Below are 22,670 nucleotides of genomic sequence, written 5' to 3' on the forward strand. Positions count from 1 at the left end.
GCGGGCACGGGCAACGCCACCGCAGGGGAGGGCCGTGGCCTGGGGATGGCGACGGCTGGCGGTGGCGCTGCCCTCGTGCGTGCTCAGGCCGGCGGCGAGTCCGGGTCGAGCGTCTTGAGGGTGTCTTCTTCTGCTTCGTTGTCGGCGTCGAGCTGATCCTCGGTGGTCTCGTCGCCGCCGAGCGCCGCGCGGTGTCCCTGGCCTGCGTCGCCCTGGATGGCGCCGCCGGTCGACTCTCCGCGCGAGCTGTCTCCCTGGATCGCGCCGCCGGTGCCGTCGCCCTGACCGGAGTCCTCGTCGGCTCCTCCGACGCGGCGCGCGCCCTCGGCCGGATCCTGCGGGTGGGGGGTGCGTTCCGTGTTCTCGTCCATGCATCGACGGTACGTCGAGGCGTTCGTCTCGGAGAGGGCGTTGACAAACGCCCCGACGCGGGTCAGTTCTCGCGCTCGCTCTTCTTGGCGCTGCGGATCGGTGTGGTCACAGCCGCTTCGTCGCTGAACTCGATCGGGTCGACCTCGATCACGCGGAGGGGGCGGGTCTCGTCGAGCGTGAGCAGGAAGCGGCGATTCTCATCGCGCCGGAGGCGGCCAGAGGTCGCCACCCAGATCACGCCGATCGCGCACGCGACGAATCCCGCGGTGCCGCCGAGCATGATCGCGGCGCGCGGTCCGAAGGTGTCGGCGACCCATCCGGCGATCGGCGCTCCGACGGGTGTCGAACCCATGATGACCGCCATGTACAGGGCGAGCACACGTCCGCGCAGAGCGGGATCGGTGGTGATCTGCACGTAGCCGTTGGCGGTGGTGAGGAGGGTCACGATCATGAACCCGGTGAAGGTCAGGGTGACGGCGTAGGACGCGTATGTGGGCATGGCCGACGAGACGAAAGCGGCGATGCCGAACCCGCCGGCGGCGAGGATCACCACGCGCACGCGGGCTCGATCGCGTCGGGCGGCGAGCAGGGCTCCGATCAGCGAGCCGATCGCGAGGACCGAGCTGAGCACGCCGTACCCGTCGGCCCCGGCGCCGAACTCGAGAGCCATGGTGGAGGCGAAGATCGGGAAGTTCATGCCGAACGCGCCGATCAGGAACACCGTGACGAACACCACGCGCAGGTCGCTGCGCCCCCACACGTAGCGGAATCCGGCCGCGAGTCCGCCGCGGTTGCGGTTCTTCAGACGCGGAGCGAGCAGGCTCCGGCGCATCAGCATCAGTGCGAGCAGCATCGCCAGGAAGGTCGCCGCGTTCACGATGAAGACCCAGCCCGAGCCGATCGCCACGATCAGCAGGCCGCCGACGGCAGGCCCCACCATGCGGGCGAGGTTGAACGATGCCGAGTTGAGGGCCACCGCGTTGGAGGTGTCGCCGGTGGAGACCATGTCGGAGACGAACGCCTGCCGGGCCGGGGCGTCGAACGCGTTCACGATGCCGAACCCGAGGGCGAAGCCGAACATCATCGGCAGCGTCATGAGGTCGTTCAGCAGCAGTACGCCGACGGCGATGGCCAAGGCGAGCAGTGCCGACTGGGTGGCGAACAGGATGTGCCGTCGGTCGAAGCGGTCGGCCACCCACCCGGTCAGACTCACGAGCACGAGCGGAGGCCCGAACTGCAGGGCCATCGTCACGCCCATCGCGGTGGCGTCGTTGTCGGTCAGCTCGGTGAGCACCACCCAATCCTGAGCGGTGGCCTGCATCCATCCCCCGACGTTGGAGATCAGGGCGCCCGCGAACCAGATCCGGTAGTTGATGTTCGCGAAGGAGCGGAACATGGCGCTCATCGTTCGACCACCCGCCTCATCAGCGCGCTGGCTTCGCGCAGCGTGGTGAGCTCGGCCTCGGTGTATTCGACCTCGCGCAGCATGTCGGCGAGCAGCTCGTCGCGTCGACGGATGGTCTCGGCGACGATCTCGGTGCCTGCCGCGGTGATGGCGACCTGCACACGGCGGCGGTCGTCTTCATCGGGCGTGCGCACCACGTAGCCCTGCTCCTCGAGGCCGTTGATCGTGCTGGTCATCGAGGGGGCCGTGACGCGCTCGCGCTCGGCGAGGGTGGAGACCGTGCGGCGGCCGTTCATGCGCAGGTCGGCGAGCACCGCCAGCTGCGCGTCGCTCATCGAGTCGGCGGCGCGGGCGCAGCGGAGGCGGCGGGCCAGCCGGAACGTGGCCATGCGAAGGTCTGTGGCGGTGAGATGGAGTGATTCATCAGACGCAGACATTACTTAGATAGCCTATCTAATTTTTCGGATGCCGTCTCGGCAGCGGGCACAATGGAGGGGTGACCCGAACGCTCGCTCTCGAAATCGCCGTGCAGGACCCCGCTGGAGTGCGGATCGCCGCAGAAGTCGGCGCCGACCGCGTCGAGCTCGCCACGGCCCTCGCCCTCGGCGGGCTGACCCCGTCTCCCGCGACCCTCGAGCTCGCCGTCGAGGCGGCAGGTGCCGACGGCCCCGAGGTGCACGTGCTGATCCGGCCCCGCGCTGGCGGTTTCCACTACACCGAGGACGAGCTCGTCGTCTCCGAACGCGACGTCCGCCGCGCGGTCGCCGCCGGTGCCGCAGGTGTCGTCATCGGAGCCCTCGACGCCGAAGGGCGCCTCGACCTTGTCGCGATGGCCCGTCTGCGCGACGCCGCCGGGGGCGCGCCTGTCACCCTGCACCGCGCCATCGACGTGACAGCCGATCCTGTCGCGACGCTGCAGAGCGCCCGCGAGCTCGGCCTTCGCCGCGTGCTCACCTCGGGCGGGGCATCCGCCGCGATCGACGGCATCGAGACGCTGCGCGCTCTGGTCGCCGCCGCCGAGGGCGAGATCGAGATCATGGCCGGCAGCGGCGTCGACGTGACCAGTGCTCCGGTGCTGGCGGCGGCGGGCGTCGACGCCATCCACTTCTCCGCGAAGCGCGCTGTGACCGAGGACGGGGGCGTGCGCATGGGGTCCGCCTCCGACGGGGTCGGCGGCTACGAGGTCACCGACCGCGACATCGCCTTCGCGATCCGGGACGCCCTCGCGCGGTAGCCGCCCCCTCGCAGGGTGAGTAGGCTCGCACCGTGATGGATACCCGCGAGTTCACCGACGCCTATGGCGTCGACATCGTCTATGACGTCCATCCTGCGCACGGGACGCCCCGGGGAGTGGTGCAGCTGCTGCACGGCGTCGGCGAGCATGCCGGGAGGTACGGAGCGCTGATCGCCGCGCTCACCGGCGCCGGGTTCCACGTCTACGCCGACGACCACCGCGGGCACGGACGCACCGGCATCCGTCAGCACGGCGGACCCGAGAAGCTCGGACGCCTGGGCAAGGGCGGACTGCGCGCGGCCGAAGAGGCGGTCTGGCAGCTGACCGGCATCATCCGCGAGGAGAACCCCGATCTCCCGCTCGTGCTGCTCGGGCATTCCTGGGGCTCGTTCCTCGCGCAGATGCTCGTCAACGATCACCCGGAAGCCTGGGACGCCGTGATCCTCTCCGGATCTGCACTGCGGATGCCCGGTTCGCTGAACGCCGCGCCGCTCAACGCGCGCTGGGCAGGCGAGGGGGCCACGGGTCTCGAGTGGCTCAGCCGCGATCCTGCCGTGTGGGCCGCGTTCGACGAGGACCCGCTGACCACCGACGTGCCGCTGCTCAAGCTCTTCGGCCCGATCGAGGCCGCGAAGCTCTACGGCCGCCCGGCCAGAGACCTCGGATACGACATCCCGATGCTGCTGCTCGTGGGTCGGGACGACCCGGTGGGCGGACCCCGCAGCGTGCACAAGCTCGCCGACGAGTACCGCAACCGTTCCGGCCTCACCGACGTCACGACGCTCGTGTACCCGGATGCGCGTCACGAGATCTTCGCGGAGCTGCAGCAGGAAGAGGTGCGTGCCGACGTGCTCGCCTGGCTCGACACGCACATCCCCGCGCGCTGAGATTCGCGGCTTCATCGCCGAGACCCATGCTCCTCGCCCATACCCACGGTGGCGACCGCTTGTGACGGTGGGTCTCGGCGGGGACCGTGGGTGCGGGCGTGAGGTGTTCCCGGATGAGGCCGGTGTGACGCGGCGTTACGCGCGGTGAAGACGTGTGACGCTGCTGCCTCGACCGGCGCGGAGCCCCCGTAGATTCGGGGCAATATTCCGCGCATGAGCGAGGAGTGCCCCGTTCTGCGGTGCCCTCGCACGGGAGGGACCGCTCCGATGAGCTTCGTGAAGGACTGGCAGGACTGGCACGCGTCACGCGAGCGCTACGCGGGCTCGGAGTACGGTCCGTCGGCATTGGAGTCGACGAACTGGCTCATCACCGAGGCGGCGGCCGTCGACGGCATCCCCGGTCTCTGGGCGCTCACCGGTGACGGGGGCATCCGCGGCAGCGAGCTCGGTCGGGCGGGATCCACCGTCGTGCTGCGCGGCGGTGAGAGCATCCGCCTCGGACGCCGTGAGCTGCGCGTGTTCGAGCGCCACGGCACGCTCGCCCTGCGTGTGCTGAACCCGGCCCGTCCGCAGCGCGAGTGGTTCACGGCGATCGACGCCTACGCCCCCGACGAGCGCTGGCGGCTGCCGGCCGTGTTCGAGGAGACGCCCGGCGAGCAGATCGTGATCACGTCGGTCGACGGGGATGCGCGGGAGACGCCCGTCGCCGGTCGACTGCGGTTCGAGCTGGCAGGGGCCCCGCAGACGCTGACCGTGACCCGGAGCGCGCAGGGAGCGCTCGGCGCGGTCTTCGCCGACGGCACGAACGGGCTCGAGACGTACCGCTTCCGGTTCCTCCCGGTCGACGAACCCGCCGCCGGCGGCACGGCCGTGATCGACTTCAACCGCGCCTACCTGCCCCCGTGCGCGTTCTCGGACCAGTTCGTGTGCCCGCTCCCGCCCGTCGGCAACCGGTACTCGACGCCCATCCGCGCCGGGGAGCGCGTGGTGGTGCTCGGAGGCTGACCCGCCGGAACCGGGGCTGCGCGCCTTAAGCTGGAACCGTGCACGGTGAATACAAGGTCCCAGGTGGAAAACTCGTCGTCGTCGACCTCGAGATCGAGGACGATCGGATCGCCCGCTTCCGCCTCGCCGGCGACTTCTTCCTCGAGCCCGACTCGGCGCTGGACGACATCAACGCCGCCGTGAACGGACTGCCGGTCGAGTCGGACGCGACCGTGATCGCGAACGCCGTCCGTGGAGCTCTTCCCGACGGCGCCCAGCTGCTCGGCTTCAGCCCGGAGGCCGTGGGCACCGCGGTGCGCCGTGCGCTCGTGACCGCTCCGGGCTGGCGTGACTTCGACTGGGAGATCGTGCACGATGAGGCCGTCTCGCCGCGCATGAACCTCGCCCTCGACGAGGTTCTCACCTCGCGGGTGGGCGAGGGCCGCCGTCGACCCACCCTGCGCATCTGGGAGTGGAACGAGTCGGCCGTCGTGATCGGATCCTTCCAGTCGTACCGCAACGAGGTCGACCCCGAGGGAGCGGCGACGCACGGGTTCGACGTCGTCCGCCGCATCTCCGGTGGAGGGGCGATGCTGATGGCGGCCGGACAGATCATCACGTACTCGCTGTACGTGCCCGCATCGCTCGTCGCCGGCATGACCTTCGCCGACTCCTACGCGTTCCTCGACGACTGGGTGCTGCAGGCGCTGCGCTCGCTCGGTATCGACGCGGTGTACCAGCCGCTCAACGACATCGCGAGTCCGACCGGCAAGATCGGCGGTGCTGCCCAGAAGCGTCTCGCCAACGGGGGAGTGCTGCACCACGCGACCCTGTCGTACGACATCGACGGACAGGTGATGACCGAGGTCCTCCGCATCGGTCGCGAGAAGCTCAGCGACAAGGGCACGACCTCCGCCGCAAAGCGCGTCGATCCGCTGCGCAGTCAGACCGGGCTCGAGCGCGCCGAGATCATCGAGCGTTTCAAGGACACGTTCCGCTCGCTGACCGACGCCGAGACCGGATCGATCTCGGCCGACGAGTACGCCGATGCCGAAGCCCTCGTCGAGTCGAAGTTCGCCACCGAGGCGTGGCTGCATCGGGTGCCGTGACGGCGCCGGATCCCGACCTCTCCGCCGCAGCGGACCCGCCGGACGCCGCGCCGGCGATCGAGCCAGTCGTGCCCGAGCCGGTCGTGACTGATCCCGTCGTGCGCGGTGCGGTCACGATCGTCGAGGGCGACAACCTCGCCGTGGCCGCGACCCTGCCCTCCGGATCGTTCACGCTCGTGTACCTCGACCCGCCCTTCAACACCGGTCGCACGCAGGAGCGGCAGGTGGTCACCGCGCGGCGGACGTCCACAGCTCCTCGAGAGTCCGTACCGGACGTCGACCCAGCCCCGGAATCCGGCGACCGCTCGGGGGCGGCTGGCTCGGATCCGAGGAGTCCTGCACAGGGGACGCCCGAGCCCGAGACCGAGGTGCGGCACGGATTCCACGGCCACGCGTACGAGCGGGTGCGCGGGATGCTGCGCGCCTATGACGACCGCTTCGACGACTACGGCGCCTTCCTCATGCCCCGGCTCGAGGAGGCGTGGCGGCTGCTCGCCGACGACGGCACCCTCTATCTGCACCTCGACTATCGGGAGGCGCACTACGCGAAGGTCATGCTCGACGCGGTGTTCGGGCGGGACTGCTTCCTCAACGAGCTGATCTGGGCGTACGACTACGGCGCCAAGTCGCGCAGTCGCTGGCCCACCAAGCACGACACGATCCTGGTCTACGTCAAGAATCCGCGCGAGTACGTCTTCAACTCCGACGAGGTCGACCGCGAGCCCTACATGGCGCCGGGACTGGTCACCCCTGAGAAGGCCGCGCGCGGCAAGCTGCCCACCGACGTCTGGTGGCACACGATCGTGCCGACGACGGGGCGGGAGAAGACCGGCTATCCCACGCAGAAGCCGGAGGGGATCCTTCGCCGCATCGTGACGGCATCGAGTCGTCCCGGAGACCGTGTGCTCGACCTGTTCGCCGGGAGCGGCACGACGGGAGCGGTGGCCTCGGCGCTGGGCCGGGACGCCGTGCTCGTGGACGACAACCCCGAGGCGGTGCGGATCATGAGGGCGCGGATGCCGCACGCCGAGGCGACGACGCTCGACTGACGCGGGTCGTCAGGACGGACGCAGCAACACGAGGAACTGCTCGATCTCGGCGGCCATGTCGAGGGACGGATCGAGCATCCACGCGGCCTGGAGCCCATCGGCCAGGGCGTGCAGAGTGCGCACCACCCAGGCGGGGTCGAGGTCGTCGCGCATCCGGCCGGCCTTCTGATCCTCGGCGACCTGGGCACGGGTGAGGGACTCGACCCGCTCGGTGCGCTCGCGGAAGTAGGCGTGAGCGGGGTGCGAGGGGTCTCCCGCCTCGGCGGCCAGCTGCGCGTAGAGCTGCACGAGTCCGGGGACGGAGGTGTTGTGGCGCATGACCGCGAGGAAGGCACTGGAGGCGTCTTCGCCCGCGTACTCCTGCTCGTCGCGGTCGTCTCTGGCGCGGAGGATCGCGACGAAGAGCTCTTCCTTGCTGCCGAAGTAGTGCAACAGCCCCGCGGGGCTGAGGCCGGCGGCATCCGCGATCTCCCGCACAGAGGCCTTGCGGTATCCGTGCTCGGCGACGACGGCGAGAGCGGCTTCGAGGATCTCCTCGCGCTTGGCGACGCCCTTCGCATACGCCCCTCGTGTCGCCATGGCTCCAGGGTAACCGGCGCGACGAGATCACAAAAACCAAACAACGTTCGTGAATGGCTTGCGGGGATGACCTGCGATCTGCCAGCATGTCGGATGAATACCGAATAGCATTTGGTATTAACCTGATTCCGCTCGATGAGGAGCCGACATGTCCGTGTCACCGCTCGACCCCGCCGCCGAACTCGCCCCCACCGGCACGATCCGCTCGGCTCCGCCTCAAGCGGGGGAACCGGCGGCGAGTCCGCCCGCGAATCGGCGCCTGCTGCCCAGCCTGTTGATCGCCTCGCTCACCCTCTTCGCGACGTACGGCGGGCTCATCGCGATCCTCCTGCCGAGCCAGGTGCTGATGATCGACGAGGCGAACAAGGTCGCGAACCTCGCCGTCGTCACCACGATCTCCTTCGTGTTCACGCTGTTCGCCCAGCCGATCGTCGGGGCGCTGAGCGACCGTACACGGTCGCGTTTCGGCCGCCGCGTGCCGTGGATGGTGCTCGGTGCGATCATCGGCGGCATCTTCCTGTTCGGCATGGGGTCGCTCACCGACATCCTCTGGATCACGGTGTTCTGGGTGATCATCCAGGTCGCGCTGAACTTCTTCCAGGCACCTCTCACCGCCATCACCGCCGATAGGTTCCCCCGCGCGAAACGCGGTGGGGCGAGTGCGATGATCGGACTCGGCACGCAGGTCGGCATGACGGTCGGCATCATGCTCGCCGGCGCCTTCGCCGCGCAGATCGGCATCGGCTATGCGGTGTTCGGCGGCGCCGTGATCGTGGCGGCGCTGCTGTTCGCGCTCGTGAACCGCGACTGGTCGTCGAAGCAGGCCGCGGTCGACGCGTTCCGCTGGCGCGCGTTCTTCGCCGGCTTCTGGATCGATCCGCGCCGCCACCCCGACTTCGCCTGGGCGTTCGCCGCGCGGTTCCTGCTCATCCTCGGCTACTTCGTCGTCAGCGCCTACCAGCTGTACATGCTCACGGACTACATCGGCCTCCCGCTCGCGGACGCCCAGGGCGCGGTCGTCACCCTCACCCTCGTCGCCTTCGTCCCGACCCTGATCGCGATCGCCCTCTCCGGCTGGTGGAGCGACAGGGTCGGTCGTCGCAAGGTGTTCATCTACGCCGCATCCGTCGTCATGGTCGCAGGATTCGCCATGCCGCTGCTGCAGCCGAACATGACCGGCATGATCCTGATGAGCGTCATCAACGGCATCGGCTTCGGTCTGTACATGTCGGTGGATGCCGCGCTCATGACCGAGGTGCTGCCGGACGAAGGGGCCTCGGCGGGCAAGGACCTCGGAATCCTCAACGTCGCGACCAACGTGCCGCAGGCGCTGAGCCCCGCGATCGGCGGAATCATCATCACGTCCCTCGGCGGCTACGCGATGCTCTTCGTCTTCGCGATCGTGTTCGTGATCCTCGCCGCGGTCGCGACCGCGCCGATCAGGGGAGTGCGCTGATGACCAGGAACGACCGGGAGAATGCTGTCATGACCGATACCGACTTCGAGACGACCGCCGACTATGTCGAGGTGAGCACGAGCGCAGGACGGGTGCGCGGCCGCTGGCGTGCGACCACGGGAGGGCGCGGCAATCCGCGCTCGGCCGGCTTCCTCGGCATCCCGTTCGCCGAGGCGCCGATCGGAGAGCTGCGCTTCCAGGCGCCTGTGCCCAAGGCCCCGTGGGAGGGGGTGCGCGACGCGCTCGAGTTCGCCGCCACCGCGCAGCGCGGGGACCCCGGTGTGACGCTCATCCCCGAGCCGAGCATCGAGGGCGACTCCACTCTCAACGTGAACGTCTTCACCCCGGACCCGACCCGTGCCGAGCAGGGGACCGGTCTCCCGGTGCTGGTGTGGATCCACGGCGGCGGGTACTTCGCGGGCTCACCGGCGAGTTCCTGGTACGACGGACGCAACTTCAACCGCGACGGCGTCGTGACGGTGTCGCTGTCGTACCGCCTGGGCTTCGACGGCTTCGGCTGGATCGAAGACGCACCGTCCAATCGCGGTGTGCGCGACTGGCTGCTCGCCCTCGAATGGGTGCAGCAGAACATCGCGGACTTCGGCGGGGATCCGTCGCGGGTGACGATCGCCGGACAGTCCGCCGGCGGAGGCGCTGTGCTGACCCTGCTCGGGATGGAGAAGGCGCAGCACCTGTTCCAGGGCGTGTACGCGATCTCCGGTGCGCTCGCCGACGTGGCCCCCGCCCGCGCCGAGGCATTCGGGCGTGCACTCGCCGCAGCGGCGGGCGTCGAGCCGACCGTCGCGGGCTTCTCGTCTCTGAGCGAGGAGCGCATCCTCGAGCTGCAGAAGAAGGCGACCGCGCTCGGACCGGCTTCGCTCGGCAGCGTCGTTGAAGACGGCCTGCCGCTCGGGCCCGCCGTCGACGGCGACCTGCTGGCACGACCCACACGGGAGTCCCTCGCCGCGGGGGTCGGGGCCGACAAGCCGCTCGTGCTCGGTGCGACCGACGACGAGTTCACGATGGTGTTCGCAGGTTCCGAGAAGAAGCTGCGCTGGGTGCCGAGGTCGCTCCTGCTGAACAGGCTCGGGCTGCCGAAGAGCGTGCGACGGGAGTACCTCGCCGCCAACTCCGACATCACCGGGCTCGGCAACGCCAGGGTGGCCGGTCGGCTGTTGACGGACCGGATGTTCCGCTCGGCGCTGCTGAAGATCGTCGCCGACCGTGGCGATGCCCCCACCTGGCTGTACCGGTTCTCCTGGCCGTCGGGCCACTTCGGCTTCGCCGAGCACTGCCTCGATGTGCCGTTCTTCTTCGACTGCCTCGACGGTCCGGCCATGGAGCCGCTCGCCGGACCGCATCCGCCCCAGGAGCTGGCCGACGAGGTGCACGGCGCCGCTGTCGCCTTCATCACCGGAGGCGATCCCGGGTGGCCGCGCCATCAGGGGGCGAAGGGCGTCGCCCGGGTCTACGACGTGCCGACGCGCGACGTCGCCGACGCTTACGCCTCGGTGCGGCCGCTGCTGAGAACGTCGCCGTGACCACGGCCGTGGCGGTCGGGGACACCACCCGGCCGGTGGCGGTACTGCTGTGGTGGGCGTTCCTGCCGTGGCTGCGGCGCGATCAGGAGCGTCGGATCCGGTTCCTGCGGAAGGTGGATGCCGCGGGCTGAGGTCCCGGCACGATATCGAGAACGCCGGGAGCTCTCAGGGGCTCCCGGCGTTCTTCGCATCCGGCGTCAGCCCACGCGATGGGCGCGGTAGTGCACCGCGTGGGCCTGGCGCTGCGCGACCGCGATGAAGAGGCTGCGCTGGAGATCCGCGAGTGCAGGTGCAGCGGTCTCCACCTGCACTGTCGTGCGGAAGCAGTAGGAGCGGGGATCGACGTCCTCGCCACGGCCCAGCCTTTCGAGCACCTCGGGCGATCCCGTGCGCAGGCCTTTCGCATGCAGCAGCAGGAGCGCGCCCGATGCGGTGCGCGCCGAGTAGCGGCCGTCGATCTCGATCGTGCCGTCGGGGCGGACGAGCTGCCAGTCGGCGCCGCCGAGAAGGATCTCGGCCTCGACGGTGCCGGTGATGCGGCCGCCGAGGATCGGGACCACGCGGCGGTGCCCGGCACTGGTGGCGCCGTGGTCCTCCAGCACCCCGAGGTCGACGGAGACGTCGAAGGCGGCCTCGAGCGTCGGGGCGGGCAGCAGGTCATGCAGGGTGCTCACGGGGTGTCCTGACGGTTCGACGAAGTGGTGGCATCCGGCCCGGTGAGCGCGGCGCAGAGGCGTTCGAGTGCGGGGAGTGCGGCGTCGAGCGCAGCGCGATCCGCGTCGTCGAGTTCGCGGCCCACCCGTGCGACGAGGGCGGAGTTCACGGCATCGAAGCGGTCGAACAGGTCCAGCGCCCGGTCGGAGGCGCGCACCACGACTCGACGTCCGTCGGAAGGATCGGGGCCACGCTCGATCAGGCCATCCGCTTCCATCGAGCTGAGCAGGTTGCTCACCGTCGGTCGGCTCAGGCGCAGCTGCGCGGCGATCTCCGCCGGACCTCGGCTCGCACCCGTCGGAAGGGTGCGGAGGACATCGATCTGCGCTTCCGAGAGCTCGGGGAGACCGGCTTCCGCGCGCGTCGCGGCCAGCAGTGCGCGACGCAGCGGAGAGATGACGGCGGCGAGTCTGGCGGCGTCCAGCCCGGTCATCGGCGCGCCTGCGTCGGAGTCGACGAGCCAGCAGAGGGCGGGGTGAGCGACGGCCGGTCGTTGAGCAGCTCGGGCAGGAATCCGGCCGCGACCTTGTAGTCGGTCGCGATCTGTCGACGCTCGGCGAGGGAGATCACCTGCTCGATGTCGTCGAAGCCCTGGGGTGCGCGCTCGCGGGCGAGCTGCATCACCCGCTCGGGCCCGGTGGCCCTGGTGCCGGCTAGCAGCGCGGTCATCGCGGGGCGACGAGCGTCTTCATAGCGGGCGAGCGCCTCCTCGATGCCGGCGGCGGAGTCGTCGGAGGCGGCAAGGTGGAACGCCAGCGTGCGAGCGTCGAGGATCGCCTGTGAGCCGCCGTTCGACCCGTTCGGGTACATCGCGTGCGCGGCGTCGCCGAGCAGGGTGGTGCGCCCGTGGGTCCACTGCGGGAGGGGATCGCGGTCGACCATCGGATACTCGAGGATCTCTTCGGCACGCGCGATCGCAGCGGGGATGTCGAGCCAGTCGAAGCTCCACTCGCGGAACAGCTCGGCGATCGGCGCCGGGTCGACGGCGCGGTTCCAGTCCGCATCGCCGGTGCCGCCGACGCGGCGCTCGGCGATGAAGTTCACGAGCATGTCGCCCGCGGCATCCTTCTCGCTCAGGGGGTAGGCGACGAACTTCTGCTCGCCGTCGCCGGCCATGATCATGGTGCGGCCGTCGAGGAACGCGGGAATGCGGGTGATGCCGCGCCACAGCGTGAGACCGCTCCAGGGCGGTGCGCCCTCGTCGGGGTAGCTCAGGGCTCGCAGTGCGGAGTGGATGCCATCGGCGCCGATGATCACGTCTGCGGTCTCTTCGACCTCGCCGTCGTCGGTCGCGAAGCGCGCGGTCTCGGTGCCGTCGGCGTTCGATGCCGCGGCGATCAGGCGGTGGCCGAGGCGGATCGGCTCGGCCAGACGGGCCTCGGCGAGGTGGCGCAGGGCGAGCTGGAGACGGCCCCGGTGCACGGAGAGCTGCGGCCAGTGGTAGCCGGCGGCGAGTCCGCGCGGCTCGCTCCAGATCTCCTCGCCGCGGCGGGTGAAGTAGCTGAGTGTCGTGGGAGTGACGCCCTCGGCGGCGATCGAGTCGGCGACACCGAGTTCGGTGAGCTCGCGCATCGCGTGGGGGAGGAGGTTGATGCCGACGCCGAGCCCGCGGATGGTGCTGCTGCGTTCGAACACGGTCACGTCGCGCAACCCCGCCTCGTGCAGGCTGATCGCGGTGGCGAGTCCGCCGATGCCTGCGCCGACGATGATGATCCTCATCGATCTCTCCTGCTCTCCGCTCGCCGTGAGCGGTGAACATAGTTTTGTCACAAAACTATGTGGAGCGCAAGAGGTCAGCGTGTTCAGGCGGCGGCGGTGCGTCTGGCGGAGTCGATGATGAGGTCGACCCCGCTCAGGAAGAGGTCCCGGTCCTGCAGCTCCGAGAGCAGCAGGGAGTGCTGCGCGATGAGCGGGAACCTGCGCGGGTCGGCGAGCAGCGGAGTGTCGAGCCAGGAATCGCCATCGTCATCGCTCGTGTTCTCGGCCCGTGCCCGAGCGATGCCGGCGGCGAGCGAGAGCACGTGCGCGGCCAGCAGGGCGTAGTGCCGCACCAGTTCCTCGCCGTCGAGTCCGCAGCGCTGGAACGCGTCGAGCATCAGCTCGATGGCGGCGAGTTCGCCGGGTCCGTGTGTCGTGAGCGTCATCGCCTCTGCGCCGATCGCCGGGTGCCGGGTGAACAGGTCGAGTGTCGCAAGCGACAGTTCGCGCAGGCGCTCGTCCCACCGCTCCAGCGGCGTCTGCACTGATGCCGCTGCGCGGCCGTTGAGCTCATCCAGGAGCGCACCCATCAGGGCGTCTTTGCTCTGGAAGTGGCGGTAGATCGCGGTGGGGTCGGCACCGAGCCTGGAGCCGAGGTCGCGTACCGAGATCGTCGTGACGCCAGGTGCGCCGGAGAGTTCGAGGCCGGCCTCGACGATGAGGTCTCGATCCAGTCGGGCGCGCTTGGGCGGCTGGTCCTTCTTCGTGACCGCGCTCATCGCCGCCTCCTTCCGTCTCGTCCATCATCGCAGCCCGATCGGATTCCGAGCGTGACGCGACGTCTTCAATCTAGGTCGAGTCCCGAGTGTGGTCAACACTGTTGACACCGGTGTTGTCGGGAGCTAGCGTGATCGCAGTTCCCCCTTCGATGCTGCAGAGAGGCAGAACGATGTCATCCGAGTTCGTCTTCCATGGCGGTGCGGTCTTCACCGGCACCGGCACCCCGCTGACCGGTCACGCCGTGATCGTCCGCGGCAGGCGGATCGCCGCCGTCCTCCCCGACGCAGATGCTTCGGCGCGTGCGGCGGGGGATGCGACCTGGGTCGACCTCGCGGGCGCGCTGCTCAGCCCTGGTTTCCAGGATGCGCACATCCACCCCGTCGGCGGCGGCATCGAACTGCTGCAGTGCAACCTCACCGAGGCCGAGAACGCCGAGCAGACGGCATCCCTCATCCGCGCCTACGCCGAGGCGAACCCCGACGAGGAGTGGATCCTCGGCGGTGGGTGGGGGATGGATCACTTCCCCGGTGGCAACCCGCCCCGCGGCCTGCTCGACGAGGCGGCGGGCGGTCGGCCTGTGCTGCTGCAGAGCCGCGACCACCACAGCACCTGGGCGAGCACCGCGGCGATCGAGCGGGCCGGGCTCACGGCCGAGACGCCCGACCCGGAAGACGGCCGGATCGTGCGGGAGGCCGACGGCTTCCCGGCAGGGACCTTCCACGAGGGAGCGGGCGAGCTGTTCGCCACCGTGCGCCCCGCCACCTCCGACGACCTCGCGTATCAGGGACTCCTGCGTGCACAGGATGAGCTCATCGCCCTCGGCGTCACGGGATGGCAGGACGCGATGGTCGCAGCGAACTCCGGCGGCATCGCCGACCCGCTCCCCGCCTACGAGCGCGCCGCAGCCGAAGGGCGCCTGCTGGTGCACGTCGTCGGTGCGCAGTGGTGGGCGCGCGACGGGGGGATCGACCAGGTCGCGCGGATGGCGGACCGCCGTGCCCGCGCCGCCGCCGAGTACCCCGATCGTCGAATCGATCTCGGGACCACCAAGATCATGGTCGACGGCGTGGCCGAGAATCAGACCGCCGCGATGCTCACGCCGTACCGTGACGAGACGGGGCACGACACCTGCAACCACGGCCTCAGCTTCATCGAGCCGGAGAAGCTGCGCGAATACGTGACGGCGCTCGACGAAGCCGGTCAGCAGGTGCACATGCATGCGCTCGGAGACCGCGCCGTGCGTGAGGCGCTCGACGCCCTGCAGATCGCTCGCGACGCCAACGGCGACACCGATGGCCGGCACCACCTCGCGCACCTGCAGATCGTCGCAGCGGATGACGTCGCGCGCTTCGCGCCGCTCGACGCCGTCGCCAACATCCAGGCGCTGTGGGCCACGCACGAGGATCAGCTCGACGAGCTCACGCTGCCGTTCCTGCAGGATGGACAGGTCGACCGGCAGTATCCGTTCGGCGACTTCGTGCGCGAGAACGTGCGCCTGGCAGCGGGCAGCGACTGGCCGGTCTCCACGGCCGATCCCCTCGCCGCCATCCACGTCGCGGTGAACCGCACCTACCCGGGTTCCGCGCAACCGCCCCTCGGTGGTGAGCAGCAGCGACTCGACCTCGAAACCGCATTCGCCGCGTACACCTCAGGCACCGCATACGTGAACCGGCGCGACGACGACACCGGCAGCATCCAGGAGGGCTACCTCGCCAACCTCGTCGTGATCGAGCCGAACCCGTTCGGCATCCCGTCCGCCGAGCTCCACACGGCACGGGTCGCGTCGACATGGATCGAAGGGCGCCTCGTGTACGACGCCTCCGCATCCGACCCTGCTGTACCCGACACCCACCGCAAGGAGTCCTGATGAACCGCACGCTCCTCTCCCGCCCCCTCGTCCGTGGCAGCGCGGCAGCTCTCGCCGGCCTGCTCGCCATCACCGCGCTCGCCGGCTGCGGCCCCGCCGGCTCGACCGACGCCGGGTCCGACGAACCGATCGACTGGAAGCTGACCGAGACCACGGCCGCACCCAGCGGCGACATCGACTCGTTCACCTTCGCGAGCTACGCCGAGCCGTACTCTCTCGACTACGCGTACGCCTTCGATTACGCCGACAACTCCGTGCTCGCGAACGTCTGCGAATCGCTGCTGCGGTTGAACCCCGACTACTCGCTCAGCCCGGGACTTGCCGAGTCGTTCGAGCACCCGACGCCCGACACCTGGGTCTACACGATCCGCGAGGGCGTCACTTTCCACGACGGAACGCCGCTCACTGCCGCCGATGTGGTCGCGTCGATGAGCCGACACCTGGATCCCGCCGTGGGTTCGTTCTGGTTCTCGGTCTATCAGAACGTGAAGTCCATCGAGCAGACCGGCGACCGTCAGGTGACGGTCACGATGACCGGGCCCGACTCGCAGTTCAACCTCGGCATGGGCGGGTCGGCCGGCGTCATCGAGTCGGCGGCGACGCTCGCCGAGAAGGGCGCCGACTACGGCAACTCGACCGGTGGCGTGAACTGCACCGGCCCGTTCCAGCTGACCTCGTGGGACTCGGGGGAGTCGATCACGATGACCCGCTACGACGACTACTGGGACGCCGATCTCAAGGCCCGCTCGGGCGAGGTGAAGCTCGTCTTCATGACCGACCCGACCGCGCGGATCAACGCCCTGAAGTCGGGCAGCGTCGACGGGTCGTGGATGGTGCCGATGGAGGCCGTGCCCACCCTGCAGTCCGCGGGCAAGGGTGACGTGCTGTTCGGCATGAACACGGCGGTCGGCAACGTCGTCGTGAGCAACCTCGAGGGCCCGCTCGGCGACGTCCGCGTGCGCAAGGCGCTGCTGCTCGCGATGGACCGCGACGGGATCCTCCAGGCCGCGTATCGCGGGGTGGGCGCGACGACCGATGTGATGACCACCGAGTCGGTCTGGCAGGACGCCTCGGATGCGGCTCGCACGGCGGCGTTCGACGACATCGCCTCCTACGACCAGAACGTGGAGGAGGCGAAGAAGCTCATCGCCGAGGCCGGTGCCGAGGGCGCGGAGCTCACCTACGTCACCGCGCCCATCAGCAACGACTTCGCCGTCATCTCGCAGGCGACCGTCGCCGCGGCGCAGTCGATCGGTCTGAAGGTGAAGGTCGAGACCGTCACCCCGAACGCCTACACCGCGCTCTTCTCCGACCCGAGCGCCCGCGAAGGCGTCGACCTGTTCTACACGAGCTGGTACCTCTCCAGCCCGGATGCGCTCGAGATGTACTCGGTGCTGCGCACCGGCGACTTCAGCAACTACGGCGGCTGGTCGAACCCCGAGTTCGACGCGATCCTGCAGGAGGCCGTCACGATCGACGACCCGGCGGCGCGCGGCGAGCTGACCGCGAAGGCGCAGCAGATCGCCAACGAGGAGCTGCCGTGGCTGCCGCTGTACCAGGCGCCGATCTCGCTCTTCATGGGCGAGCGCATCACGGGCGTGCAGCCATCGATCGCTTTCATGTACTACCCCTGGGCCGCCACGATCGGCGCCCGCTGAGCGGCTGCGGCGGCCGCCCCGTAGCGGCCGCCGCACCCGTCACCCCCGGCATCGCCGGAACCTCGACCCCGGAGGAGACCACCCGATGACAGCCGCACGTCGCGTCGCCGGAAAGCTCGGCGGCCTGCTGCTGACGCTGTTCCTGGCGTCGCTGCTCGTCTTCTTCTCGCGCTTCCTGGTGCCGGGAGATCCCGTGAGCTTCCTGCTCCGCGGGCGCAAGCCCAGCCCGGAGGCGGTGGCGCAGGTCACCGCCCAGTACGGGCTCGACCTCCCACCGTGGGAGCAGTACTTCCGGTGGGTCCTCGGCCTGCTGCACGGCGACCTCGGCCGTTCGCTGCAGTATCGGCAGGACGTCACGGAGGTGATCGGCGACCGGCTTCCCGTGACGCTGATGCTCGTGACGATGTCGGGGGCGATCGTGCTCGTGGCCGGCGTCGTGCTCGGTGCCGTCGCCGCGCTGAACCGAGGGAAGGCCCTCGACCGGTTCGTGCTGATCGGACTCACGGTGCTCGGCGCGATCCCGTCGTTCGTCGGAGCGATCGTCCTCATCGCGCTGTTCTCGGTGCAGCTGGGCTGGTTCCCCTCATTCGGGGCCGGCGAGGGCTTCTTCGACATGGTCTATCACCTGACGTTGCCCTCGATTGCGCTCGCGCTGGTGTTCATCGTCCTGGTCGGCAAGGTGACCCGCTCGGCCATGGTCGATCAACTGGGCCGCGAGCATGTCGAGGTGTCGACGAGCCGCGGCGTACGACGCCCGGTGGTCGTGCGCCGGCATGTGCTGCGCAACGCCCTGGGTCCGATCCTGACCGTGAGCGGCGTGCTCGTGGCAGGGCTCATCGTGGCGAGCTCGATCGTCGAGGCCGCGTTCGGGCTGTCAGGCATCGGCTCGCTTCTCGTGCAGTCCGTCGACCGGCTCGACTTCCCGGTCGTGCAGGCCATCGTCCTCCTCGTCGTGATCGCGTTCGTCGTGATGAACGCCATCGTCGACATCCTCGAACCCTGGATCGACCCGCGATCCGCTGCCGGAGCTGGTGCCCGATGACCTCCTCGACCCCCACTCTCGCGATGCGGGTGCTGCGTGCGCCCCGCCGGAAGCGTCCGCGATTCCTGTACCTCGCCAGCGGCGTCGTGCTCGGGGCTGTCGTGCTGGCCGCGGTCTTCGCGCCCTTAATCGCACCCTACGACCCTGATGCGGTGGACTTCACCGCCTTCCTTGCTCCGCCCTCGGCCGCGCACTGGCTCGGCACCGACTCGCTCGGGCGCGACCTGCTCAGCCGGTTGATCTACGGCGGGCGCACGGCGCTCATCGGCCCGCTCCTCGTGGTCGTCTTCTCCACGGTCATCGGCATCCTCTTGGGGCTCTGGGCCGGATGGCGGGGTGGGTGGATCGACGCCGCACTCAGCCGGGTCTTCGACGTGCTGTTCGCATTCCCCTCGCTGCTGATCGCGATCATGGCGGTCGCCCTGTTCGGCAAGGGGCTGGTCGCACCGATTATCGCGATGAGCATCGCCTACGCCCCCTTCGTCGCTCGGCTCACCCGCTCGCTGGTCGCCGCGGAGCGCACCCGTCCGTATGTCTCGGCCTATCGGGTGCAGGGCTTCGGAGGATCGTGGATCGCCCTGCGCCGCGTGCTGCCGAATGTCACGCCGATCGTCGGAGCCCAGTCCACTCTGAACTTCGGCTACGTGCTCGCCGAGCTCGCGGGGCTGTCGTTCCTCGGCCTCGGCGTGCAGGCGCCGACCGCCGACTGGGGCGCGATGATCAACGAGGCGCAGTCGGGGGTGGCGGCAGGGCAGTTCCTGCCGGCGATCGCACCCGCCGTCGCCGTCGTGATCGTCGTCGTGTGCGTGAACATCATCGGTGAGGAACTCTCCGATCGGATCGGCGGAGGGATCCCCGCATGAGCACTCTTCTCGACATCCAGGACCTCACGCTCGACCTCCCGAACGGCACCCGTCTCCTGCACGGCATCTCGCTGCAGGTCGCGCCGGGCGAGACCGTCGGGCTGGTCGGCGAGTCCGGCTCCGGCAAATCGCTCACGGCGCGTTCGGTGCTCGGGCTGCTGCCCGACCGGGCGATCACGGGCGGCACCGTTGAGGTGAACGGGCGGTCCCCGCTCGCGGGTGCGGCCGGTCGGCAGGAGATCCGTCGACACGAGGCGGCGATGGTGTTCCAGGATCCGCGGGCCGGCATCAACCCCATGCGCACGATCGGCGACCACGTCTCGGAGGCGCTGCGACTGTGCGAGGGGTGGGCGAAGGATGCCGCGCACGCACGGGCCGTCGAGCTGCTCACGGCCGTGCGTCTGCCGGCGCCCGCCGACCATCTGTCGCAGCATCCGTACGAGCTGTCAGGCGGCATGCTGCAGCGCGTCATGATCGCCGGAGCGTTGAGCGCGTCGCCGAGCCTGCTGGTGTGCGACGAGCCGACCACCGCGCTCGACGTCACGACCCAGGCCGAGATCGTGCAGGTGCTGCGGGACCTGTGCGCGCAGAGCGGGATGGGGATGCTGTTCATCACGCACGACCTGAACCTCGCTGGCTCCCTGTGTGATCGCCTCGTGGTGATGAAAGGCGGCGCGATCGTCGAGGAGGGCACGGCGCGGGAGGTGCTCACGGCGCCTGCCGCCGAATACACGCGTCGTCTAGTCGCCGCGACTCCGCGCATCTCGGGGTCGATCACGCCGCCGACCGCGGCATCCGGTTCCGAACCGCAGCTCGTGGTGGCCGGAGTCGGCAAGACGTATCGGCGCCGAGGGAAGGATCCGGTCGCGGCCGTCGCCGATGCCGATCTCGTGATCGCCCGTGGCGGATCGCTGGCCGTGGTGGGCGAGTCGGGGTCGGGCAAGTCGACGCTCGCGCGGATGATCGTCGGGCTCGAGGAGCCTGACGCCGGGGAGATCCGCATCGGCGGACGCTCGATGTCGGGCATCCCGCGGTCGCGTGCGGAGCGTCTCGAGCGCGCGAAGAGCGTGCAGATGGTGTTCCAGGATCCGTATCTGTCGCTGGACCCGCGGATCCCTGCGGGGAGAGCGATCGAAGACGTGCTGAAGCTGCACACCGGGCGGACCGGGGCCGATGCCGCTGCCAGGGCGCTCGAGCTGATCACAGCAGTCGGGTTGGGAGAGGAGCATCTCGCCGCCCGACCCCGCACGCTGTCGGGCGGTCAGCGTCAGCGCGTCGCGATCGCCCGCGCACTCGCCGTGGAGCCGGAGCTGCTCGTGATGGACGAGGCGACCAGTGCGCTCGACGTCTCGGTGCAGGCGCAGGTGCTCGACCTCGTCGCCGGGATCCGTCGGGAGCAGGGTCTCACCCTGCTGTTCATCAGCCACGACCTCGCGGTCGTGCGCAAGGTGTGCGCCGAGACGATCGTGATGCGTCGAGGCGAGATCGTCGAGGCCGGTCCGACCGAGCAGCTGCTGGGCGACCCGCAGCACGAGTACACGCGACTGCTGATCGACTCGGTGCCGGTTCCGATCACCTGAGGGCTGTTCGAATCGCGCGAACGGCCCCGTCTCCTCTCGGGATGGGGCCATTCGCGCGATTCGAGCGCGGGGCGGCGGCGTCAGGCCACGTAGATCTTGCGGAGCGTCTCGGTGACGGTCCAAGTCGTGCGCATGCCCTCGGCGAGGCGCACCACCGAGCCGGGGCCGACCTGGAGGTCGGGGAGGCCGGATGAGGCGAACGCGATCGTGGCGCGGCCGGACAGCACGACGAACACCTCGTCGGCCTCGGTGTCGGTCGCGGTGCCCGGGGTCATCTCCCAGATGCCGACCTCGATCCCGCCGAGCGTCGCCAGCTCGTGCACGGCGGTCGTCGGCGAACCGGCGAGCACCTCTTCGGCAGGGAGCGGCTCGTGATCGAGTGCCAGGGCGCCGGCATCCACTCCCGCCCCTGCGGCGAGACCGTTCACGAGTCGAAGCCCATTCCGACGGCGTCGAGCGTCTTGAGGAACAGGTTGCGCTTGCCCTCGTTGTGGTCGGCCTGGTTCATGGCTGCGCGCACGAGGTTGACTCCGATCGAGGCGGCGGGTTCGGGAGGGAAGGGGATGGGCTTCTCGCGCACCATCCGCAACTGGGTGCGCTCGGTCTCCTCGCCGGCGAGCTTGTCGAGCATGACGTCGGCCGCGAAGCGCGCGGCGCCGACGCCGAGCCCGGTGAATCCGGTCGCGTAGGCGACGCGGCCCTTGCGGGCGGTGCCGAAGAAGGCGCAGAAGCGGCTCGACGAGTCGATCGCCCCGGCCCAGCGGTGGGTGAAGCGCAGACCCTCCAGCTGCGGGAAGGTGGTGAAGAAGTGCGAGGCGAGCCGGCGGTGGCTCTCGATGCGGTCCTCGTACTCCGGCCGCACCTTGCCGCCGAAATGATAGACCGCGTCGTAGCCGCCGAACAGGATGCGGTTGTCGCCCGTGAGCCGGTAGTAGTGGAACTGGTTCGCGCTGTCGGCGAGGCCCTGGCGGTTCGACCAGCCGATCGATGCCAGCTGTTCGGTGGTGAGCGGCTCGGTCATCAGCACGTAGTCGTACACGGGCACGGTCATCAGGCGGTTGCGCTTGAGGAGCGAGGGGAAGACGTTCGTGCCGAGGGCCACGGCATCGGCGACCACCCTGCCGTTCGGGGTCACCAGGGTGATCGGTCCCGATCCGTCGCCCTCGATCCCGCGCACCAGGCTGTGCTCGTAGATCTCCACCCCCAGGTCGGCGGCGACGCGGGCCAGCTCCACGCCGAGCTTGGCGGGGTGCACCATCGCGCAGCCGTCGCGGTCCCAGTCCCCGGCCAGGAAGGTGTCGGAGTGCACCTCGGCCTGCACGGCTTCTCGGTCGAGGAAGCCCGGCTCATCGCGGAACCACTCGACCTGGTGCGGCTCGACGGCGACGGCCAGCTGGCCCGTGCGCTCGAACTCCGCATCCATGCCGTACCGCTGGATCGTCTCGCCGATGCCATCGAGGTTCGCGTGGCCCAGCTCTTCGAGTCGGTCGATCTCCTCCGGCCAGCGGTTCACCCCGTTCTCGTGGCCGTGGGTGAGGCTCGACTCGCAGAAGCCGCCGTTGCGTCCGGACGCGGCCCAGGCGATGCGCGAGGCCTCGAGCAGCACGACACGGCGCTCGGGGTCGCGCTCCTTCGCGCGCACCGCCGTCCACAGGCCGGCGTACCCGCCGCCGACGATCGCGAGGTCGGCGCGGACCGTGCCGTTGAGGCGGGGGTGCGTCGGCCGATCCACGTCGTCGAGCCAGAACACCCGCAGGTCGGTGTCGCGGAGCGAGGCGTCGATGACGGACGGCGACGGCGGCTGGCGTTCGAAGACGGTGGTGCCCATGTTCTCTCCGTTGTGTGCGGGGCG

23 protein-coding genes are annotated in these 22,670 nt (G+C 69.8%); 13 read left to right on the forward strand and 10 right to left on the reverse strand.

Annotated elements, in window-relative coordinates; translation table 11 throughout:
* Positions 1-83: 83 nt before the first annotated feature.
* From F6W70_RS01750 to F6W70_RS01760, 3 genes are all read right to left on the reverse strand, one after another.
* On the reverse strand, positions 84-371 hold the full coding sequence (locus F6W70_RS01750) for a hypothetical protein (protein WP_055866047.1): 288 nt from the start codon (positions 369-371) through the stop codon (positions 84-86).
* Between the two features lie 62 nt (positions 372-433).
* Positions 434-1,768 carry an MFS transporter gene (locus tag F6W70_RS01755; protein ID WP_082524278.1) on the reverse strand — a complete coding sequence of 445 codons (1,335 nt, stop codon included), beginning with the start codon at positions 1,766-1,768 and terminating at the stop codon, positions 434-436.
* A 5-nt stretch (positions 1,769-1,773) separates the two neighbouring features.
* A complete protein-coding gene (locus F6W70_RS01760) occupies positions 1,774-2,166 on the reverse strand; it encodes a MarR family winged helix-turn-helix transcriptional regulator (RefSeq protein ID WP_256934870.1) in 393 nt (130 codons plus the stop codon).
* Positions 2,167-2,273: 107 nt separating this feature from the next.
* On the opposite strand from F6W70_RS01760, the gene F6W70_RS01765 reads away from it, so the two are divergent.
* The 5 genes from F6W70_RS01765 (at position 2,274) to F6W70_RS01785 (ending at position 7,040) form a co-directional block, all read left to right on the forward strand.
* Positions 2,274-3,011, forward strand: coding sequence for a copper homeostasis protein CutC (locus F6W70_RS01765; RefSeq protein WP_151485764.1), 738 nt, complete (start codon positions 2,274-2,276; stop codon positions 3,009-3,011).
* Between the two features lie 35 nt (positions 3,012-3,046).
* Positions 3,047-3,898, forward strand: coding sequence for an alpha/beta fold hydrolase (locus F6W70_RS01770; protein ID WP_141387140.1), 852 nt, complete (start codon positions 3,047-3,049; stop codon positions 3,896-3,898).
* Positions 3,899-4,165: 267 nt separating this feature from the next.
* Positions 4,166-4,903, forward strand: coding sequence for a DUF1684 domain-containing protein (locus tag F6W70_RS01775; RefSeq protein ID WP_151485765.1), 738 nt, complete (start codon positions 4,166-4,168; stop codon positions 4,901-4,903).
* A gap of 38 nt (positions 4,904-4,941) precedes the next feature.
* Entirely contained in the window at positions 4,942-5,991 is a 1,050-nt protein-coding gene (lplAB, locus tag F6W70_RS01780) for a lipoate-protein ligase LplAB (protein WP_055866034.1), read from the forward strand.
* The gene (locus tag F6W70_RS01785) at positions 5,970-7,040 is read left to right on the forward strand and encodes a DNA-methyltransferase (RefSeq protein WP_373695288.1); all 1,071 of its coding nucleotides are present in this window, start codon (positions 5,970-5,972) and stop codon (positions 7,038-7,040) included. Before lplAB ends, F6W70_RS01785 begins: the two co-directional genes overlap by 22 nt.
* Before the next feature lie 9 nt (positions 7,041-7,049).
* Here the strand turns inward: F6W70_RS01785 and F6W70_RS01790 are convergent, their stop codons facing one another.
* Positions 7,050-7,619 (reverse strand): TetR/AcrR family transcriptional regulator, encoded by a 570-nt coding sequence (locus tag F6W70_RS01790; protein ID WP_151485766.1) that lies wholly within the window; start codon positions 7,617-7,619, stop codon positions 7,050-7,052.
* 148 nt (positions 7,620-7,767) lie between these two features.
* On the opposite strand from F6W70_RS01790, the gene F6W70_RS01795 reads away from it, so the two are divergent.
* The 3 genes from F6W70_RS01795 to F6W70_RS17920 are packed head-to-tail and all read left to right on the forward strand — an operon-like array spanning position 7,768 to position 10,747.
* Positions 7,768-9,075, forward strand: coding sequence for an MFS transporter (locus F6W70_RS01795; RefSeq protein WP_151485767.1), 1,308 nt, complete (start codon positions 7,768-7,770; stop codon positions 9,073-9,075).
* A 29-nt stretch (positions 9,076-9,104) separates the two neighbouring features.
* Positions 9,105-10,616: a carboxylesterase/lipase family protein gene (locus F6W70_RS01800; RefSeq protein ID WP_151485768.1), complete on the forward strand. Its 1,512-nt coding sequence runs from the start codon at positions 9,105-9,107 to the stop codon at positions 10,614-10,616.
* Positions 10,613-10,747 (forward strand): hypothetical protein, encoded by a 135-nt coding sequence (locus tag F6W70_RS17920; protein WP_268775990.1) that lies wholly within the window; start codon positions 10,613-10,615, stop codon positions 10,745-10,747. Before F6W70_RS01800 ends, F6W70_RS17920 begins: the two co-directional genes overlap by 4 nt.
* Before the next feature lie 66 nt (positions 10,748-10,813).
* Here the strand turns inward: F6W70_RS17920 and F6W70_RS01805 are convergent, their stop codons facing one another.
* The 4 genes from F6W70_RS01805 to F6W70_RS01820 form a co-directional block, all read right to left on the reverse strand.
* A complete protein-coding gene (locus F6W70_RS01805; protein WP_318278776.1) occupies positions 10,814-11,290 on the reverse strand; it encodes a DUF3237 domain-containing protein in 477 nt (158 codons plus the stop codon).
* The gene (locus F6W70_RS01810; protein ID WP_055866028.1) at positions 11,287-11,763 is read right to left on the reverse strand and encodes a MarR family winged helix-turn-helix transcriptional regulator; all 477 of its coding nucleotides are present in this window, start codon (positions 11,761-11,763) and stop codon (positions 11,287-11,289) included. The genes F6W70_RS01805 and F6W70_RS01810 overlap by 4 nt, the downstream gene beginning before the upstream one ends.
* A complete protein-coding gene (locus tag F6W70_RS01815) occupies positions 11,760-13,049 on the reverse strand; it encodes a flavin-dependent oxidoreductase (RefSeq protein WP_055874512.1) in 1,290 nt (429 codons plus the stop codon). The genes F6W70_RS01810 and F6W70_RS01815 overlap by 4 nt, the downstream gene beginning before the upstream one ends.
* A gap of 83 nt (positions 13,050-13,132) precedes the next feature.
* Positions 13,133-13,807 (reverse strand): TetR/AcrR family transcriptional regulator, encoded by a 675-nt coding sequence (locus F6W70_RS01820; protein WP_055866024.1) that lies wholly within the window; start codon positions 13,805-13,807, stop codon positions 13,133-13,135.
* A 170-nt stretch (positions 13,808-13,977) separates the two neighbouring features.
* On the opposite strand from F6W70_RS01820, the gene F6W70_RS01825 reads away from it, so the two are divergent.
* The 5 genes from F6W70_RS01825 to F6W70_RS01845 all read left to right on the forward strand — a co-directional run bounded on the left by F6W70_RS01825 (position 13,978) and on the right by F6W70_RS01845 (position 20,818).
* Positions 13,978-15,675: an amidohydrolase gene (locus tag F6W70_RS01825; protein WP_055866022.1), complete on the forward strand. Its 1,698-nt coding sequence runs from the start codon at positions 13,978-13,980 to the stop codon at positions 15,673-15,675.
* Complete coding sequence (locus F6W70_RS01830; RefSeq protein ID WP_151485769.1) at positions 15,675-17,333, forward strand: ABC transporter substrate-binding protein; 1,659 nt, start codon at positions 15,675-15,677, stop codon at positions 17,331-17,333. Before F6W70_RS01825 ends, F6W70_RS01830 begins: the two co-directional genes overlap by 1 nt.
* A gap of 85 nt (positions 17,334-17,418) precedes the next feature.
* Positions 17,419-18,375: an ABC transporter permease gene (locus F6W70_RS01835; protein WP_055866018.1), complete on the forward strand. Its 957-nt coding sequence runs from the start codon at positions 17,419-17,421 to the stop codon at positions 18,373-18,375.
* A complete protein-coding gene (locus F6W70_RS01840; protein WP_151485770.1) occupies positions 18,372-19,238 on the forward strand; it encodes an ABC transporter permease in 867 nt (288 codons plus the stop codon). The genes F6W70_RS01835 and F6W70_RS01840 overlap by 4 nt, the downstream gene beginning before the upstream one ends.
* Positions 19,235-20,818: an ABC transporter ATP-binding protein gene (locus F6W70_RS01845; protein ID WP_151485771.1), complete on the forward strand. Its 1,584-nt coding sequence runs from the start codon at positions 19,235-19,237 to the stop codon at positions 20,816-20,818. Before F6W70_RS01840 ends, F6W70_RS01845 begins: the two co-directional genes overlap by 4 nt.
* An 80-nt stretch (positions 20,819-20,898) precedes the next feature.
* Here the strand turns inward: F6W70_RS01845 and F6W70_RS01850 are convergent, their stop codons facing one another.
* The gene (locus F6W70_RS01850) at positions 20,899-21,246 is read right to left on the reverse strand and encodes a cupin domain-containing protein (protein ID WP_151485772.1); all 348 of its coding nucleotides are present in this window, start codon (positions 21,244-21,246) and stop codon (positions 20,899-20,901) included.
* On the reverse strand, positions 21,243-22,646 hold the full coding sequence (locus F6W70_RS01855) for an NAD(P)/FAD-dependent oxidoreductase (protein ID WP_151485773.1): 1,404 nt from the start codon (positions 22,644-22,646) through the stop codon (positions 21,243-21,245). The genes F6W70_RS01850 and F6W70_RS01855 overlap by 4 nt, the downstream gene beginning before the upstream one ends.
* Between the last annotated feature and the right edge of the window lie 24 nt (positions 22,647-22,670).

The sequence above is a fragment of the Microbacterium maritypicum genome (assembly GCF_008868125.1).
GTDB classification, from domain to species: Bacteria; Actinomycetota; Actinomycetes; order Actinomycetales; family Microbacteriaceae; genus Microbacterium; species Microbacterium maritypicum.